The sequence below is a fragment of the Thioalkalivibrio sp. ALJ21 genome, from assembly GCF_000378605.1.
Taxonomy (GTDB): Bacteria; Pseudomonadota; Gammaproteobacteria; order Ectothiorhodospirales; family Ectothiorhodospiraceae; genus Thioalkalivibrio.
On sequence record NZ_KB905155.1, the window covers coordinates 1253849 to 1270415 of the forward strand.

17 protein-coding genes are annotated in these 16567 nt (G+C 69.1%); 8 read left to right on the forward strand and 9 right to left on the reverse strand.

Features of this window, described 5'->3' with window-relative positions; translation table 11 throughout:
* Positions 1-536: 536 nt before the first annotated feature.
* The 5 genes from F579_RS0105900 to F579_RS0105920 form a co-directional block, all read right to left on the reverse strand.
* Positions 537-1730 carry an FAD-dependent monooxygenase gene (locus F579_RS0105900; protein WP_019025227.1) on the reverse strand — a complete coding sequence of 398 codons (1194 nt, stop codon included), beginning with the start codon at positions 1728-1730 and terminating at the stop codon, positions 537-539.
* Positions 1727-2986: an FAD-dependent monooxygenase gene (locus F579_RS0105905; protein ID WP_026301124.1), complete on the reverse strand. Its 1260-nt coding sequence runs from the start codon at positions 2984-2986 to the stop codon at positions 1727-1729. Before F579_RS0105905 ends, F579_RS0105900 begins: the two co-directional genes overlap by 4 nt.
* Before the next feature lie 276 nt (positions 2987-3262).
* Positions 3263-4627: a Xaa-Pro aminopeptidase gene (gene pepP / locus F579_RS0105910; RefSeq protein ID WP_019025229.1), complete on the reverse strand. Its 1365-nt coding sequence runs from the start codon at positions 4625-4627 to the stop codon at positions 3263-3265.
* Positions 4624-5226 carry a UPF0149 family protein gene (locus tag F579_RS0105915; protein WP_019025230.1) on the reverse strand — a complete coding sequence of 201 codons (603 nt, stop codon included), beginning with the start codon at positions 5224-5226 and terminating at the stop codon, positions 4624-4626. The genes pepP and F579_RS0105915 overlap by 4 nt, the downstream gene beginning before the upstream one ends.
* A complete protein-coding gene (locus F579_RS0105920) occupies positions 5226-5513 on the reverse strand; it encodes a hypothetical protein (protein ID WP_019025231.1) in 288 nt (95 codons plus the stop codon). Before F579_RS0105920 ends, F579_RS0105915 begins: the two co-directional genes overlap by 1 nt.
* Positions 5514-5760: 247 nt before the next feature.
* Here F579_RS0105920 and zapB point away from each other — a divergent pair, with 247 nt between their 5' ends.
* On the forward strand, positions 5761-5985 hold the full coding sequence (zapB, locus tag F579_RS0105925) for a cell division protein ZapB (RefSeq protein ID WP_018862804.1): 225 nt from the start codon (positions 5761-5763) through the stop codon (positions 5983-5985).
* Positions 5982-6284, forward strand: a complete 303-nt coding sequence (locus F579_RS0105930) for a cell division protein ZapA (protein WP_012983191.1) — start codon at positions 5982-5984, stop codon at positions 6282-6284. The genes zapB and F579_RS0105930 overlap by 4 nt, the downstream gene beginning before the upstream one ends.
* Before the next feature lie 83 nt (positions 6285-6367).
* Here F579_RS0105930 and lolA read toward each other — a convergent pair whose 3' ends face one another.
* From lolA to F579_RS0105945, 3 genes are all read right to left on the reverse strand, one after another.
* Entirely contained in the window at positions 6368-7027 is a 660-nt protein-coding gene (gene lolA, locus F579_RS0105935) for an outer membrane lipoprotein chaperone LolA (protein WP_018862805.1), read from the reverse strand.
* 118 nt (positions 7028-7145) lie between these two features.
* On the reverse strand, positions 7146-9515 hold the full coding sequence (locus tag F579_RS0105940; RefSeq protein ID WP_019025232.1) for a DNA translocase FtsK: 2370 nt from the start codon (positions 9513-9515) through the stop codon (positions 7146-7148).
* A 147-nt stretch (positions 9516-9662) separates the two neighbouring features.
* A complete protein-coding gene (locus F579_RS0105945; protein ID WP_026301125.1) occupies positions 9663-10901 on the reverse strand; it encodes a methyltransferase domain-containing protein in 1239 nt (412 codons plus the stop codon).
* Positions 10902-10964: 63 nt separating this feature from the next.
* On the opposite strand from F579_RS0105945, the gene F579_RS0105950 reads away from it, so the two are divergent.
* From F579_RS0105950 to F579_RS0105975, 6 genes are all read left to right on the forward strand, one after another.
* A complete protein-coding gene (locus tag F579_RS0105950) occupies positions 10965-12092 on the forward strand; it encodes a transporter substrate-binding domain-containing protein (RefSeq protein ID WP_019025234.1) in 1128 nt (375 codons plus the stop codon).
* Between the two features lie 26 nt (positions 12093-12118).
* Entirely contained in the window at positions 12119-12445 is a 327-nt protein-coding gene (locus tag F579_RS0105955; protein WP_019025235.1) for a hypothetical protein, read from the forward strand.
* A gap of 304 nt (positions 12446-12749) precedes the next feature.
* The gene (locus F579_RS0105960; protein WP_019025236.1) at positions 12750-13100 is read left to right on the forward strand and encodes a hypothetical protein; all 351 of its coding nucleotides are present in this window, start codon (positions 12750-12752) and stop codon (positions 13098-13100) included.
* Between the two features lie 94 nt (positions 13101-13194).
* A complete protein-coding gene (gene lexA / locus F579_RS0105965; RefSeq protein WP_019025237.1) occupies positions 13195-13809 on the forward strand; it encodes a transcriptional repressor LexA in 615 nt (204 codons plus the stop codon).
* Positions 13809-14432: a translesion DNA synthesis-associated protein ImuA gene (gene imuA / locus F579_RS0105970; protein ID WP_019025238.1), complete on the forward strand. Its 624-nt coding sequence runs from the start codon at positions 13809-13811 to the stop codon at positions 14430-14432. Before lexA ends, imuA begins: the two co-directional genes overlap by 1 nt.
* A gap of 172 nt (positions 14433-14604) precedes the next feature.
* Complete coding sequence (locus F579_RS0105975) at positions 14605-16071, forward strand: DNA polymerase Y family protein (protein ID WP_019025239.1); 1467 nt, start codon at positions 14605-14607, stop codon at positions 16069-16071.
* 4 nt (positions 16072-16075) lie between these two features.
* Here the strand turns inward: F579_RS0105975 and F579_RS0105980 are convergent.
* Positions 16076-16567 (reverse strand): NAD-dependent epimerase/dehydratase family protein (locus tag F579_RS0105980; protein ID WP_019025240.1); only part of this gene is annotated, 492 nt, incomplete at its 5' end.

Consider the following 16567-nt stretch of genomic DNA (forward strand, 5'->3'; position numbering starts at 1 on the left):
CGGTCGATGCCGCGAATGACAGGTGTTTTATATACACCACGGTGTCGCATTTCAACCCTTTGTGGCGAAAAAATGTCGATTGCGTTGGAAGTTTGCTCTGCGGCAACCGGGAAAAGGTCGTGGATACGGGCTGAAGACAAAGCAAGATGCCGCCCCAACCTGTTGAATTGTGGAGGGAATGAAAGACCCCGATGACACCGAAAAGTTGTGACGCAAGGCGCATATAAGAGCGTGGTTATACTGCAAAAATATAGGCCGTGAGTCGGTCTCGAGCGTGACATTGGCCACTCGATACGATGTTGCATATGCGCGACAAGGGATTGGCACGCACGCATCTCGGAAGCTTTGTTGCGAAAAGCCGACAGATGAGGGAGAAACGGCGCCTGGGTTTTCGAGGTCGGTGGCCTTGGCTTGTAGGAGGCCAGCCCTCTGGCCGATCAAACGTTAGATCAGACCCAATCGGCCAGAGGGCTGGCCTCCTACAGGGCAATCAGGGTCGTGGGATATGGATGAGCGCCGCGGACCAAGCCGCGAGGCTAGTCGAGGCCGAAGGCGCGCAGGGCGAGGCGGCGCTTGATGGGGGTGGCCTGGTCGACCAGGCGCAGGCCAAGGCCGCGCAGCTCGGGAAGGCCGGCGGCCTGGGTGCCAAACAGGAGTTTGAAGCCGTCCATCGCGCGTTGCATGAAGGCGTTTTCCGGGCGGCGGGCGCGGGTGTAGGCGCGCAGGACGGTCTCCGCGCCCGGGTCGTGGCGGGCGGGGCCGCGTAACCCGTCGACCAGTGCGCGGGCGTCGGCCAGACCGAGGTTCAGGCCCTGCCCGGCCAGCGGGTGGATGGTGTGGGCGGCGTCGCCGGCCAGTACCACACGGCCGGAGTGGTAGGTCTTGGCGTGCCGGGCGGTGAGCGGGAAGCTGGCGCGCGGGGACGTTGCGGTAATCGCGCCCAGGCATCCATCGGTCTCCTGCTCCAGGGCCGCACAAAAGGCGGCGTCGTCCAGTGCCAGGGTGTCCTCGGCGGCGGGCCATTCCGGTTGCGACCAGACGATGGAGCAGCGTCCGTCCGCCAGCGGCAGCAGCGCGATGACCCGGTCCTCGACGAAGCGCTGCCAGGCGGTGTCCTGGTGCGGGTGCTCGGTGGTGATGGTCGCGACGATGCCGCGCGCGTCGTAGTCGTGCCCGGCAAACGGGATACCCACGTGGTCGCGGACACGTGAACGCGCCCCGTCGGCCGCAACCAGCAGGCGCGCCGAGGCGATCGGCTGTCGGCAGTCGCCATACACATCGACCTGGTTCGGGCGGCGGTCGAGGGCTTTCCATTCGGTCTGCGGATACAGGGCGACGCCCGCGGATTCAAGCTCAGTCCACAGGACCGACTCGAGCGCGGCGAGCTCGACCGTCCAGCCAAGCGCCGGGACACCCAGCGCGTCCGCATCGAAGCGGATATGGCCGGGGCCGTTCGCGTCCCAGACGTACATGCCGGAGAAGGCGTGCGTGCGGCGCTGCTCCAATGCCTCGCGCACGCCCAGTTCGTGGAGAAAGGCCATGGACGCGGAGTTGAGCGTGGCAACCCGCGTGACCGGTGTCGTCTCCGGATCGAACTGGGGCGCGGCGTTGCGTTCCAGCACGCCAACCCGCAGGCCCTGCCGCGCGGCGCCCAGGGCGATCGCTCCGCCGACGGCGCCCGCGCCGACGACCAGCACGTCCAGTGATTCGTGGTGGGTGTCTTTCTTCATGGCGTGCCCTGCCCGGCTGCGGGTAGATGGGCGAGCGTGTGGCGCGGCAGCGGTCCCAGCCCCATTGCGGAGCGGGCCAACGCATCGCGCGCCGGGCGCAGGCGATCGACCGCCATCATGCCGGCCCCCAGCCCGTGGCCGCGCAGCCCGGCAGCGTGCAACAGGCCCCGGGCGAGGAAATCGGTGGCCGCGACGACGCTACCCACATCCTGTCGCCGATCTCTCGCATAGGCCTCCAGTACGGCCGCCGCACCCGGGTCGGCGGCAAACGTCGGGATTCCGTCCGCCTGCCGTCCCGTGCGCAGCGCACCAAGCAGGCCCGCCACGTCGCGCAGCGACAGGTTGAGCCCCTGCCCCGCGACTGGATGCACGGAGTGCGCGGCATTGCCCAGCAGCAGCGCACGCTCGGCGACCGGCTCCGGGGCGTGGACGCGTTCCAGCGGAAAGCGCACGACCGGCCCCGCCGGACGCAGGCGCCCGAGGGTCCAGCCAAAGCGGGCCTGCAACTCGCGCAGGCGTTCGGCCTCGCCCTGCTCCAGGCGCTGCTCGCAGGTCCGCGGCGGCGCCACCCAGACGACATTCATGCGGCCATCGGCCTGCGGCAGCAGGGCCAGTGGCCCCTCGTCGGTGAAACGCTCGAAGGCCTGGCCGTTGTGCGGGCGGTCCGGGCGTACATCGAACACCAAAGCATCGGCGTCGTAGCGCAGACGCTGCACCGGGAGGCCCACGGCCTTGCGGGTCGGAGAGCTCACGCCGTCCGCCGCGAGGATCAGGCGCGCGGACCAGGCCGCCTCGCCCTTTGCTCCCTGGATGTGCAGCGTCCGCCGGTCGCCCTCGGCCGGATCGAGGCCGGCCAGGGTCGAGTCGTAGTGCAGGTCCACGCCGGCCGCGCGGCAGGCCTCGCTCAGCATCGGGTCCAGGGCGGCGGCCGGAACGACCTGCCCGAGCGCGGCGCGACCGTGGTCGCGCGCGTTCAGGTGGACCCGCCCCAGCCCGCCGCGACGGCTGACCACGATGGATCGGATGGGGGTGGCCTGGTCGGCCACGGAGGACCAGTAGCCGAGGTCGTCCAGGAGCTGGACGGAGCCAGCGGCCAGGGCGTAGCCGCGGGTGTCGGGGCGGGTGGTGTCCGGCTTCGGCGCGGCTACGCGCTCGAACAGGGCCACGGAGTAGCCGGCCCGGGAGAGGGTCGCGGCCGCCAGGCTGCCGACCGGGCCGCCGCCGATGATGGCGATGTCGGGGGTTTGCACGCTCATCTCAGCGCCGCACCCGGTCATTGCGAGGCTCCGAAGGGGCCGTGGCAATCTCCGGACGCTGGCACAGCGGCCGGATCCGGTGGCTTCGGAAGGCGATCGCCGCGGCGCTGCGCGCCTCGCGATGACGGTACCTGGGGCCACGAACCTTCGTAGGATGCGGATGAGCGTAGCGAATCGCATCAGGGGCGAGGGCACACCCCAGCGATCGGTGCGTTTCGCGGGGCTCAACGCACCCTACGAATTTTGGGTTGGCCGGATTTGGACGGGTGCGCATGGTCAGGTCCAGCCCGGGAGGTCGCCGGCCATGCAGGCTTCGATGTCGGCGGGGGTCTTGGGGCAGGCGGCGGTGAGGACTTCGTGTCCGTCGCGGGTGACGGCGACGTCGTCCTCGATGCGGATGCCGATGCCGCGCAGGGCCTTCGGGGCCTCGGAGTACGGGCCGAAGTAGAGGCCCGGCTCCACGGTGGTCACCATGCCCGGCTCCAGCAGGCGCCAGGCGTCGCCGACGCGGTAGTCGCCGACGTCGTGCACGTCCAGCCCCAGCCAGTGGCCGGTGCGGTGCATATAGAAAGGCCGGTAGGCATGGTCCTTGAGCAGCTTGTCGAGCCGCCCCTTGAGCACGCCCAGATCCTTGAGCCCGCGGGTCAGCTCGCGTACGGCCGCGTCGTGCGGGTCGTTCCAGTGGTTGCCGGGGCGGGTCTGCTCGATGGCCGCGTGCTGCGCGGCCAGCACGCACTCGTAGACCTCGCGCTGGGTGTCGCTGAAGCGGCCGGAGATCGGGAAGGTGCGGGTGATGTCGGAGGCGTAGCCCTGCACCTCGCAGCCGGCGTCGATCAGCAGCAGGTCGCCGTCGTTCAGGACATCGCGGTTCTCGATGTAGTGCAGGATACAGCCGTTCTCGCCACCGCCGACGATGGAGGGATACGCCGGCTCGGTGCCATGGCGGTGGAATTCGTGCAGCAGTTCGGCCTCGACCATGAACTCGGTCACGCCCGGGCGGGCTGCCTGCATCGCGCGGATATGGGCCTGGCAGGAGATCGCGGCCGCGTGGCGCATCATGCGCAGTTCCGGTGCCTTCTTGAACAGGCGCTGTTCGTGCACATAGTGCTCGACCGCGACGTATTCATGCGGGGCCCGCACGCCGTTGCGCGCCTTCGCGCGAACCTGGTTGACCCAGCCGAACAGCCGCTGGTCCAGCGCCTCGTCGCGCCCGAACGGGGCGCACAGAACGCGCCGGTTCTCCATCAGTCCCGGCAGGATCTCGTCGATGTCCTCGATCGGGAACGCACACTCCGCGCCGTAGTGCTCCATCGCCCCGTCCGGTCCGGCGCGCCGCCCCTGCCAGGTCTCCTGCGTGGGGTCGCGGTCGCGGCAGAACAGGATGTACTCCCCGGCCTCGCGTCCGGGGACGAACACGGCAACCGCGTCCGGCTCGGTGAAGCCCGTCAGATAGAGGAAGTCGCTGTTCTGTCGAAACGGGTAGTCGACATCGCGATTGCGCACCTGCTCGTGCGCCGCGGGCACCACGATGATCGAGTCGCCACCCACGCCGCGCATCAGGCGCTGACGCCGCCGGGCGAACTCGGCCAGGGTGATGGTCGGGGTCTTGCCGGGCAGCGGGGGGCGCGTGGGGGCATTCATTGCATCGGGATCCGTTTCGGGTCGTCCGGGGCGAGCTCGTCGGCGATCAGCAATACACCGACGCGCACGTATTCGTTGAGTTCCTCGAAGGCGGCGGCGTTGTCTTCGTCGTCCTCCGGCTCCAGTTCGATGCGCGCAATCTCGGCAAAGTCGCGCAGGATTTCGCTGGCCTCGGCCGAGGGCTTCATCTGCTGTAGCCGGGGCATCTGCCCGAAACCCGAGATAAAGCCGTCGACCCACTCGGACAGGGCCTGGGCACGCGCCTCGATCGGCTCGTCCTCCGGCAGCAGGGGCCCGAAGCCGAGCTCGACGTCGTACAGCTGCGCCAGCAGTGCCCGGCGGATCGCCTCCACCGTCGCGCGGAAGTCGTCCGGCGCGGCGTCGGTCAGCGGCAGCGCCTCGCCCAGGCTTTGTTCTAGCGCCTCGACATCCGCGCCGGGGTCCGCGACCACGCAGCCGGTGAACAGCCCGTGGGCCGAGGCCGGGGTCTGCGCGAAGCCCATGCGACGCAGGCCATGCGCGAGCTGCTCGGCCAGGGCCGCCGGGTCGGATTCAAGGCCGCCGCGCGCCTTGGGCGATTCGCCGGTCGGGGCAACCATCAGAAGGACTCCAGGCGGGCTTCGTACGGGAACAGCAGGAAGCGGTAGAGGTCGTCGCCCACCTGCAGATGGGTGAACTGCGGCTCGCCCAGCTTGATCGCGCTGGACCCGGTGGCCGACAGCGCATTGAGGCCAAAGCGCTTCTCCGCGATCAGGTCCGCCAGCAGCTGCTCCAGCTCCGTGCGCGGGATCGCCCCCGTGTTGTCCACGATGCGGCAGGGCTTGCCGTTATGGGCGGTGCCCTCGATTACGGTGGCCTGCGGGTCAGGTTCGGGGGGCTGGGTCATGGGCGAGGCGGTTCCTGAGAGACGATATGCCGCCTATTGTGACCAGCCCGCCATGGGAGCCGCAACAAAGCGCCGTGTCCGCGCGCGTTTGGCCCTGTCGCCGCCGACAGTCGCAGATAGCAAAAGTGAAGGCGCTCTCGCAAAAAGGTCACACAAGTTGACGATTTGCGGGGGGGACTCCTAGACTCCATGAATTGCCAGCCGCGCGCCGTGTGCGGCCGCCTTCACCGAACCGGGGCCTGTCGCCATGTCGTCCGAGGATTCCAGCCACGATCCCGTCGAGCGCCTTGAGGCCGCGATTACGCGACTGCTCGATGAACATGCCGCCCTGCGCGAGGAGAACGATCTGCTGCACGAGCAGATTCGTCAGCTCAAAAGCGAGCGCGCGGCCTTCAAGGAACGCAACGAACAGGCCCGCCACCGGGTCGAGACGATGATCGCCCGCCTGCGGTCGATGGAGCACAGCGAATGAGCCAGTCCGAACCCGTACGCGTGTCGATCCTGGGCAAGGAATACCAGATCGCCTGCCCGCCCGAGGAACGCGCCGACCTGTTCGCCTCCGCCTCCCTGGTCGACGAACGCATGCGCGAACTGCGCGACACCGGCCGCGTGGTCGGCGCCGAGCGCATCGCCGTGATGGTGGCGCTGAACCTCGCCCACGAGATGCTCGAATGCCAGGAGCAGCTCAAGCGCGCCGAGCAGACCGGCCCGGCCCGCATCACCGCCATCGCCGACCGCATCGAACAGTCGCTGGGCACGCCCCGCTCCTGAAGTTCGCGGCCAAGGCCGCTCCCACAGGGGGCAGCTTGCCCGCTATGCGCAAAGGGCCCGATCTGTGCCCCCCCGAAGGCACATTACGGCCGGTAGATATCCACCCCGGATGGCGGATCAAAGGTGAACACGGACTCGTCGACCGGCGCGTTGCGCTCGCTTCGCTCGAAGTGAATCTCGGTCTCCTGACCAAAGATGTCGCGGAAGGCCATGCGGGTCAGGTCGCCATCCGGCGTCAGATCCAGCTCGAGGTGCGTAAAGTCCGCCTGCTCGTTGCGCGGGATCAGCAGCAAGCGCAGGGCCGAGGCATCCCGTACCGGCAGCACATCCATGCGGAAGTGCTCGTCCAGCCGCTCGGGCTGGGTGATCGCCGCGATCGGTGTCGCATCGAACGCATCCCCCAGCGGGCGCACAGTCGCCTGCGACAGGTCCGGGTCATAGGTCCACAGATCCTCGCCGTCGGAGACAATCGTCTGCGGGAAGGGCTCGGTCACCTCCCAGCGCAGGCGGTTGGGCATGCCCAGTTGCATCGAACCATCGGACTCCTGCAGCACGTACCCAGTCTCGTCGCGCACCGTCTGCGTGAATTCGGCGGTAAAGGTCTCCAGTCCCTCGACAAAACGGTCCAGCGCCGCGCGCGCATCCGGTGCCGGGCCACGCTCGGCCGCCAGCGGTCCGGCGAACAGGAACATCGTCGTCGCGGCCAGGGCGAGCAGCAGACGGGAAACAAGTCGGACAGTCATGCGGGCTCCAGTTGCATGTTTACGATGATCCTGCGCCCGGTCGCTTAACCGGGCGTGAATGCCACAACAGAAAGGGCGAGCAGGATCACAGGATCCGGTACATGGACCGGTCCGGGCGTCAGTCGTTCGGCCCCGGGACCAGGACCTCGCGATTGCCATTGGACTGCACCGGGCTGACCAGTCCGGCGGCCTCCATGTCCTCGACCATGCGAGCGGCGCGGTTGTAGCCGATCTTCAAGCGGCGCTGGATGAACGAGATCGAGGCCTTGCGCGTCTCGATCACGATCTGCACGGCCTGATCGTAAAGCGGATCGGCCTCCGCCTCGCCATCGCCCGGCGCCTCCAGCCCCGGGATCGCGGCAGCCCCGGCCTCCGGCTCGTCGAGGATCGCCTCGTTGTAGTCCGGCTCGCCGGTGGATTTCAGGTACTCCACCACCTGGTGGACCTCGTTGTCCCCGACGAAGGCACCATGCACGCGCTCCGGCATCGCCTTGCCCGGCGGCAGGTAGAGCATGTCGCCGTGGCCCAGCAGGTGCTCGGCCCCCATCTGGTCGAGGATGGTGCGCGAGTCCACGCGCGAGGAGACCTGGAACGCGATACGGCTGGGGATGTTCGCCTTGATCAGGCCGGTGATCACGTCCACCGACGGGCGCTGGGTGGCCAGGATCAGGTGGATACCGGCGGCGCGTGCCTTCTGCGCCAGGCGTGCGATCAGCTCCTCCACCTTCTTGCCCACCACCATCATCATGTCGGCAAACTCGTCGACGACGATCACGATGAACGGCAACGGCTCCAGATCCGGCGCCTCGGTCTCGGTCAGCGCCTCCTCCGGCTTGAAAAGCGGATCCTTCAGCGGCTCGCCGGCGGCCTCGGCATCGCGCACCTTCTTGTTGAAGCCGCCGATGTTGCGCACGCCCATCGCGGACATCAGCTTGTAGCGCCGCTCCATCTCCGCCACCGCCCAGCGCAGGGCGTTGGAGGCATCCTTCATGTCGGTCACGACCTCGCACAGCAGGTGCGGGATGCCGTCGTACACCGACAGTTCCAGCATCTTCGGGTCGATCAGGATCAGGCGCACGTCGTCCGGCGTGGACTTGTACAGCAGCGACAGCAGCATCGCGTTCACGCCGACCGACTTCCCCGAGCCGGTCGTCCCGGCCACCAGCAGGTGCGGCATCTTCGCCAGATCCGCCATCACCGGGCCGCCGCCGATGTCCTTGCCGAGCGCCATGGTCAACGGCGACTTGTTCGTATCGAACAGTTCCGAGCGCAGGATCTCCGAGAGCGCCACGATCTCGCGGTTCTCGTTGGGGATCTCCAGGCCCACGGTGGACTTGCCCGGGATCACCTCGACGATGCGCACCGCCATCACCGACAGCGAGCGCGCCAGATCGGTGGACAGCCCGGAGATACGCGAGGCCTTGACCCCGGCCGCCGGCTGCAGCTCGAAGCGCGTGATCACCGGCCCCGGCTGCACCGCGACCACCTCGACCTCCACGCCGAAGTCCTTCAGCTTCAGCTCGACCAGGCGCGACAGCGCCTGCAGCGATTCCTCCGAGAACCCGTCAGGCGGGGGCGGTGCCTCGTCCAGCAGGGACAGCGGCGGACGCGGATCGGCGCCGGACCCTTCGGTGAACAGCGGGACCTGCTTTTCCTTCTGCACACGCGGGCTGGGCGCGGGCGCCTCGATGCGCGGCTCCACGCGCGAGGGGGCGCGCTTCTCGGTGCGCTTGCGCTCCTTCTCCACCCGCGTCTCGCGCTCGGCACGTTCGCGCGCGCCGATGCGGCGATCCCGGGCGGAATCCAGCTGAGCGCGCAGTCGCTCGAAGCCACGAATGGTCAACTGCCCCAGTCGGTCCATCAGCAGGAACCACGACAGCCCGGTGAACAGCGTCACCCCGGCCAGGAACAGCGCCAGCAGCACCAGCGTCGCCCCGACCAGGCTCAACCCGGCCACGGCCCAGCCGGCGAACAGGTCCCCGAGGATACCGCCCGCATGCACCGGCATCCCGCCCGGAAGCAGGTGCAGCGCGGCCAGCGCCGCACCCGAGATCAACGCCACGATCAGCGCGACCCCGCGCACGGTCAGCTCCATCGGGCTGGCGATCCGCGCCTCGCGGCGATGCCGGAACAGCCACCAGCCGATGCCGCCGACCGCCAGCGGGATCAGGTAGGCCAGATAGCCCAGCAAGTGAAACGCGATGTCCGCAAACCAGGCGCCGGTGGTGCCGCCAAGGTTGCGCAGGCTCTCGCCGTCGCCGGTGGTGGACCAGGCGGCATCGCCCGGGTGATAGCTCACCAGCGCGACCAGCAGATAAAGCGCCAGCATGCCGAAGATCAGCAGCGCGCCCTCGCGCAGCCCGCGCAGCAACTGCCCGCTCAGGCTCGGTGCCGTGGCCGGCTCTGCCGTCTTCCTGCCCTTGCCCCCGGATTTGGCCTTGCTTGCGGCCATGCGCTCCCCATCGTGTTCGGCCCGCGACGCGGGCATTGCGAATCATCGCGCAGTTTACCGGTTAAAACAGCGTTCGTGGTGCCAGGCCAGCCAAGCCTGAGAACCGAGTCCGGTCCAGTTGCCTGTTTGCCCCCACACAGTGAGCCCTGCCATTGTGGGAGCGGGCTTGCCCGCGAAGCTCCCTCAGTCCCGCCGCCACCCCCAGACCGCGAACACCGGATCGGCATGATCCAGCCGCCCGGCATACGGGTCATCCGGCGGGCGCGGCAGGCCGCGCAGCGAGAGCGTGGAAAGACCGTCGAATCCTGCACACAGAAACAAATCGAGTACCAGCCCCATACGCTCGAAGTCGTACAACGGCTCCCAGACCGCGATCGCCTTGGTCGGAAAGCAGCGATCGGAGAAGGTCACCACGAACACCCCGCCCGGGCGCAACAGCTCCCGCACCGAGGCGAATACCGCCTGCGGGTGCGTCAGGTATTCCACCGAGGCGGTACACACCACTGCATCGAAGCTCGCGGGCGGCAGCGGAATCGCCGGCTGCCGGTTCAGGTCGTGCACCAGGGCCTGATCCAGGGCCTCGTTGGCGGCCAGCTCCTCGTGGTTCATACCCAGTCCAGTGACCGACTCGGGCCCTCCAACTTGATCCAAGTGCGATGCCCAGCTGCTCATCAGGTCCAGTACCCGTGCACCCTGCGGGATCAGCGTGGCGTACAGCGCCCCGATCCGGGCACGGGCCGTGGCATCCAGGTGATGCACCATGCGTGGCCCGGCGTAGAAGTCGCAATCGGGCGCGGGATCCTCGCGCTCGCAGGCATCTGCGGACCAGAAGGCCGTCGGTCGCCCGCGCCAGCGCGCCTGCATCCCCGGACCGCGCGCCGTCAGCAGCCGTGCCACGTCCACCATGCAGTCGTCGCCGCGCCCGTCCTCATGGGCCGCCAGCACTCGGGCGCGCAATTGCAGGTCCGCGCCCGAGAGCGGGTGGTTCAGGTCCGCCAAGAGCCGCGTGTCCTCCAGCGCGCCGATACGGAACAGCTCGCGGTCTCCGGCCTCGATGCCGGCATGGCCGGCGATGAACGCACGCGGATAGAAACGCCCGGCACGCGGTTCCACCACCCGATGCCGGCGCAGGCGGCGATTAAACGCCGTCGGCGGCAGTTCGACTTCCCCCGCCGGGTCCCGCGCCGGGACCAGCGGCGCGCCCCGCACGTCCACTGCCTCGCCGATCTCCGCGCCGGCCAGTTGCGACCCGGCGGCGTCCGGCCAGATGTCGTGCGCCGGCATCAGCCACGGCAGGAACAGGCAGTCACGATGCCGCGCCTCGGCACTGCTCCAGTCCAGGGTAAAGCCGACATCCAGCGCCAGGCGCGGCGTACCCATGGCCGTTGGCGCGCATTCCGGGCAGGCAAAGGGGTCGTACATCCGTTGGTGTTTACCTGTGGGCATTCCCGGTATGGTACGGCGAATCACCTTGAGGATATGCCCATGCCCCGCAGCGATCGGTCCGTTCGCGCCCTGTTGTACCTGATCGTTCTGACTGTGCTCGCGGGGCTGCTGGCTGCCCCTGCCGCGGCCCAGGCCCCAGGGGCCGCGGCCGACTCCGATCCCATTGAGACGGAAACGTTGCGGGTCGGCACCCGCTTCGTGTCACCGTTCGTGATCCCCCCGGACGATGCCGATGGCCACCCCACCGGCATCGCGATCGAGCTGTGGGAGCGGGTAGCGGAGCGCCTGGAGCTGGACTACGAGTACCGCGAGACCAGCCTCGAGGGGCTGATCGACGGGCTGGGGGACGGACGCATCGATGTCTCGGTCGCCGCCCTGACCGCGACCGCGGAACGCGCCGAGCGGGTCGATTTCACCCACCCCTACTACACCACCGGGCTGTCCATTGCCGTGCCCCAGCAGGGCAACCCGGTGGCCGGGGCGCTGCGGGCCTTCATCTCCGTCCCCTTCCTGATGGTGGTGCTGGCCCTGGCCGGACTGCTCCTGCTGGTGGGCGCGCTGCTGTGGCTGTTCGAGCGCCGGCGCAACGCCGACGAGTTCGGCGGCAATGCCGCCCAGGGGCTGGGCTCCGCGTTCTGGTGGGCTGCGGTCACCATGACCACGGTCGGCTATGGCGACAAGGCCCCGCGCACCCTGCCGGGGCGCATGATCGCGCTGGTCTGGATGTTCGCCGCGCTGATCCTCGTCTCCACCTTTACCGCCGCGATCGCGACCACGCTGACGGTCAGCTCGCTGGATACCGGCATCCAGAATGTCTCCGACCTGGAGGGCCAGCGCATCGCCACCATCGGCGGCTCCAGCGCCGCCGCCTGGCTGAATGAACAGGGCTTTGCCTACCGCGACCACCAGGACCTGACGTCCGCCCTCACGGCGGTGGCCGAGGGACGCGCCGACGCGATGGTCTACGACGCCCCGCTGCTGCGCTACCAGACGCGCGAACACTTCGCCGGTGAACTCGAGGTCCTGCCAGTGGAGTTCCTGCGCCAGGACTACGCCCTCGCCCTGCCCCAGGGCTCGCCTCTGCGCGCCCCGATGAACGTTGCCATACTGGAGACTCTGGAATCCGACGACTGGCAGCGCGTGCTGCGCCGCTATCTCGGCAACTGACCAGCCGGGCGGGGAGTAAAGACATCATGGCTGAAACATTTCTGGTGGCCATCGTCGATCAGGATCGCGAGGACCTGGCGCTGGCGATCGCGGCCGAGGAAGGCGGCGCGGACGGCACGGTGATGCACGGCGCAGGGCTCGGCTTTCCGGACCACATGACCTTTCTCGGCGTGACCTACCAGGGCCGGGAGTCGGTCTGCATCTGGGAGCTGGACGAGGAACGCGCCGAGCGCATCGCCCGCCGCCTGAACCTGGAACTGGACCTGCTGCAACCGTACAACGGTCTGGCCTTCACGCTGGATGCCCAAGCCCTGGCGGGCATGCAGTTCGTCGGTGCCCCCGCCCAACCCTAAGGAAACACTGATCAATGTACACGCTCGCGTTGGTACCCCAGGTTTTCCGAGACAAGGCGCGGTGCGCAGCCGGTAGTGGTTCTACCGGCAAGGGCCACAACGCAGGATCGGGAAACCTGGGGTACCAACCCCACCAACCATTCAATGCAGGGGCTCGGCCGCTTTTGCGCGCGCACGGCGTTGCGGCTCCCTTGTGCAGAATGACTGCACGGCAGTCACCGCGCCTTGTTCGCACGCAAAAGCGACTCGAGCGCGAGCGTGTACATTAATCAGTGTTTCCCTAATCTCCTGCGCGAGGAACGCCATGCAATTCGTACTGCTCGCCGCCGTGGTCCCGCGCAACCGGGCCGACCGTGCCATCGAGACCGTCCGCCGCGAGGGCGCCGCCGGCCTGACGCTGCTGGAGGGCCAGGGCATTGCCCAGTTGCGCCGCGCACCGATCATGGATCTGAAGGACTCCGCGGCCCGCACGGTACTGCTGATGGTCCTGGAGGCCAGCCTCGCCGAGCGACTACTGAAACGCCTGGACGAAGAACTCGCTTTGAGCGAGGTGGGCAACGGCTTCGCGTTCACCCTGCCGATCAAGGACATCGCCGGCATCAAGCCGGAACAGATCGAGCACCTGCGCCAGACACTGGAGCAGGGCTCGCCTTAGGGAAGCACTGATCACGAAGGCACTTGCCGCTACTTGCCTCGGGCTTCACCGCGGAATACTGTATTTATAACCAGTAACCCGTGGAGCACCCGCCGTGTCCCTGACCGCGCGCCAGCAGGCTATCCTCGACTACATCACCGAGACCGTCGCCACCCAGGGCACGGCCCCGACGCGCAGCGAGATCGCCCGTGCCTTTGGTTTCCGCTCGCCCTATGCGGCCGAATGCCACCTGAAGGCCCTGGAGAAAAAGGGCGCGATCGAGCTGGTGGGCGGGGCCGCGCGCGGTATCCGCCTGGCCGGTGCGCATGCGGCCCGCCCGGCCGAACTGCCTCTGGTCGGGCGCGTGGCGGCCGGCTCGCCGATCCTCGCCACCGAGCATATCGAACGCCACTACCGAATCGACGACAGCCTGTTCCGGGCCCGCCCGGACTACCTGCTGCGCGTGCACGGCGAGAGCATGCGCGACGCCGGCATCCTCGATGGCGACCTGCTGGCCGTCCGCCAGACCCCGGAGGCCCGCGCCGGCCAGATCGTCGTGGCCCGCATCGAGGACGAGGTGACGGTCAAGCGCTTCGAGCAGGACGGTACCCGCGTGCGCCTGCTGCCGGAGAATCCCGACTTCGCCCCGATCGAGATCAACCTGGAGCGCCAGGAACTGGCGATCGAGGGTATCGGGGTCGGCGTACTGCGCGATCTTGAACTGCAGTAATGCCCGGCATTGATGCCCTGCTCGATCATCCGGCGCTGTGGCGCGGGCGCAGCGCCGCCCCTGCCGCGAATGCCTCGGTCTGGCCGAGCGGCCACCCAGCGCTGAACCGTGCCCTGGGGGGCGGCTGGCCGCGCGGCCAGCTGATCGAACTCCTGGGCGCCCCCTTTGGCTGCGGCGAGACCCGCCTGCTGGTCCCCATGCTCGCGGCCTGCGGCCGCGAGGGATACTGGATCGCGCTGCTGGCGCCGCCCGCCACGCCCTGGCTGCCCGGCTGGCAGCCGCTCGGCATCCCGCCGGAACGGGTGCTGCTAATCCGCACCGAACACGACCGCGACACCCTCTGGGCCGGCGAGCAATGCCTGCGCGACCCGGCCTTCGGCGTCCTGCTGGCCTGGCTGGGCGGCCCGGTGGAAACCGCGCTGCTGCGCCGCCTGCGCCTGGCCGCGGCCGAAAGCCAGGCCTGCGCCATCCTGTACCGCCCGCCGGGCGCCGCGGAGCAGCCCTCCCCGGCCCATCAACGCCTGCACTGGAGGCCCGACACCGACGGCCTCGAGCTGCACTGCCTGAAGGGCATCGGCGACTGGGCCCGTTCCGGCCAGGCCCTGCACATCCCGGTGCCCTGAGATGGGCGATCCCGAGCGAACACAAGCCGCCCCGCATCCGCGGCAGGCCTCTCGCCCGGCCCGCGCATGGCACCAGCCAGCCCTTATTCCGGCCTCGATTGCGCCCTCGGAGCACCCAGCGGAGTCCGGGCCTGCCCTACGGGTCGAACCGCGCTCGGCAAACGAACAGTGGATGGCGCTCGAGCTGCCGCACCTGGCGCTAGAGACCCTGGCGCGCGCCGAGGCAGACCGTTCACGGCTGACCGAGCGCCCTCTGCTGGTAGTCGAGGCCAGCGCCACTCCATGCGTGCATGCCGCTAATCGCGCCGCGCGCCGGGCCGGGGCCCGACCGGGCATGGCGCTGGCCGATGCCCTCGCAATCCTCGACACTCCGGAACTCGTCGAGCACGACCCGCAGACCCAGACCACGCAGATCGCCATGCTGGCCGGCGTACTGCTGCAGTTCTCCGACCACGTGCACCCGGAGCCGGAGGCCCGCCGCATCCTGCTGGAGGTCGGACGCAGCCGGCGCCTGTTCGGCGGGCTCGCCGCCCTGCGGGAACGGGTACGGGAGACCCTGAAGGGGCTGGGCTTCCACCCGCGCATCGGCGTGGCGCGCAGCCCGACCGCCGCGCGCCTGCTGGCCACCCTGCGCAACTCCGCGATCCCCGAAGATAGCGAGGCCCTGCGCCGCACCCTGTCCCCCGTTCCGCTGGAGACCCTGCCACTGCCTGCCGCGACCCGGGAGGGCCTGCGGGCCATCGGCCTGCGCCGGCTCGGCGACCTGCTGCGGCTGGCGCGCCCCGAACTCGCGCGCCGTCACGGCCCGGAGTTGCTGGCACTGCTGGATCGGCTGCTGGGGCGGCGTACGGAGACCCTGCCGCGCTTCGACCCGCCCCCGGAACTGGACCTGTCGCTGCGCCTGGAACACGAGATTCATGCGACCGGGGCCCTGGCCTTCCCGCTCAAGCGCCTGTTGCGCCAGGCCGAGGCCCATCTGCGCGGCCTGAACCGCAGCCTGCAGGGGATGACGCTGGAGCTGAAACACCGTGAGGCGCATGCGCGGATTACCGCTACCCGAATGGCCCCTACCCGAATAACGCTGGAACGCGGCGATCCCGGTATCCGTGCCGAGGACTGGCTGCCCCTGTGGCAGACCCGGCTGGAACGCGAGGTCCTGCCCGCCCCGGTCATCGGCCTGCGCCTGCGGGCCACGCGGCTGCTCGACCCGCCCGCGCAGGGCGCCAGCCTGCTGGCCGAGACCCCGGGCCACCCGCCGTCGGATGCACAGTTGCCGGCCGCGTTGGCCCGCCTGAGTGCCCGTCTGGGCGAGCAGGCGATCGTCCGGCTGACCGCAAGCGGCATCCCGCGCCCCGAGGCCGCCCAGGGCGCGCGACACGATCTCGACGCGGCGGCCACGCATCCGCCGCCGACACCCGCGCAAATGATTTGCGGCACGGCGCTGTGGCTACAGGACCCACGGCCGATCCCGCCCCCGCTGCAGGCGCACGGGCTGGGCCGGCTGGAGGATGGCTGGTGGGACCGCGGGCAGGATGTGCGCCGCGATTACGCGGTCACGCGCGATCGGCAGGGCCGCAGGCTGTGGTTGTACCGCTGCCTGCGCAGCGGCCAGTGGTTCCGGCAAGGCTACTGGGGGTGACCCGTCAGACGCGGTAGTACTCGCGATACCACTCGACAAAGCGGGCGATACCGTCTTCCACCGCGGTCGCGGGGGCATAGCCCACGTCCTCGCGCAAGGCCTCGACGTCGGCGTAGGTGTCCGGCACATCGCCCGGCTGCAGCGGCAGGAGATTCTTCTCGGCCTTCTTGCCCAGGCAGTCTTCCAGCACCTCGATGTAGCGCATCAGCTCCACCGGCTCGTGGTTGCCGATGTTGTACAGCCGGTAGGGGGCTGCACTGGTCGCCGAGTCGGGCTCGGCGCCGGTCCAGTCGAGGTTGGGCTGAGCCGGACGATCCAGCGTACGGATCACGCCCTCGACGATGTCGTCGATGTAGGTGAAGTCGCGGCGGTGATGGCCGTAGTTGAAGACGTCGATCGGCTCGCCCGCCAGGATCTTCCGGGTGAACAGGAACAGCGCCATGTCCGGCCGGCCCCAGGGGCCGTAGACGGTAAAGAAGCGCAGGCCCGTCACCGG

Bases quoted from the DNA above. Each gene is read 5' to 3' on its own strand.
- F579_RS0105900 (WP_019025227.1), bottom strand. From the start codon at position 1,730: ATGAAGAAAGACACCCACCACGAATCACTGGACGTGCTGGTCGTCGGC.
- F579_RS0105905 (WP_026301124.1), bottom strand. From the start codon at position 2,986: ATGAGCGTGCAAACCCCCGACATCGCCATCATCGGCGGCGGCCCGGTC.
- pepP (WP_019025229.1), bottom strand. From the start codon at position 4,627: ATGAATGCCCCCACGCGCCCCCCGCTGCCCGGCAAGACCCCGACCATC.
- F579_RS0105915 (WP_019025230.1), bottom strand. From the start codon at position 5,226: ATGGTTGCCCCGACCGGCGAATCGCCCAAGGCGCGCGGCGGCCTTGAA.
- F579_RS0105920 (WP_019025231.1), bottom strand. From the start codon at position 5,513: ATGACCCAGCCCCCCGAACCTGACCCGCAGGCCACCGTAATCGAGGGC.
- zapB (WP_018862804.1), top strand. From the start codon at position 5,761: ATGTCGTCCGAGGATTCCAGCCACGATCCCGTCGAGCGCCTTGAGGCC.
- F579_RS0105930 (WP_012983191.1), top strand. From the start codon at position 5,982: ATGAGCCAGTCCGAACCCGTACGCGTGTCGATCCTGGGCAAGGAATAC.
- lolA (WP_018862805.1), bottom strand. From the start codon at position 7,027: ATGACTGTCCGACTTGTTTCCCGTCTGCTGCTCGCCCTGGCCGCGACG.
- F579_RS0105940 (WP_019025232.1), bottom strand. From the start codon at position 9,515: ATGCCCGCGTCGCGGGCCGAACACGATGGGGAGCGCATGGCCGCAAGC.
- F579_RS0105945 (WP_026301125.1), bottom strand. From the start codon at position 10,901: ATGTACGACCCCTTTGCCTGCCCGGAATGCGCGCCAACGGCCATGGGT.
- F579_RS0105950 (WP_019025234.1), top strand. From the start codon at position 10,965: ATGCCCCGCAGCGATCGGTCCGTTCGCGCCCTGTTGTACCTGATCGTT.
- F579_RS0105955 (WP_019025235.1), top strand. From the start codon at position 12,119: ATGGCTGAAACATTTCTGGTGGCCATCGTCGATCAGGATCGCGAGGAC.
- F579_RS0105960 (WP_019025236.1), top strand. From the start codon at position 12,750: ATGCAATTCGTACTGCTCGCCGCCGTGGTCCCGCGCAACCGGGCCGAC.
- imuA (WP_019025238.1), top strand. From the start codon at position 13,809: ATGCCCGGCATTGATGCCCTGCTCGATCATCCGGCGCTGTGGCGCGGG.
- F579_RS0105975 (WP_019025239.1), top strand. From the start codon at position 14,605: ATGGCGCTCGAGCTGCCGCACCTGGCGCTAGAGACCCTGGCGCGCGCC.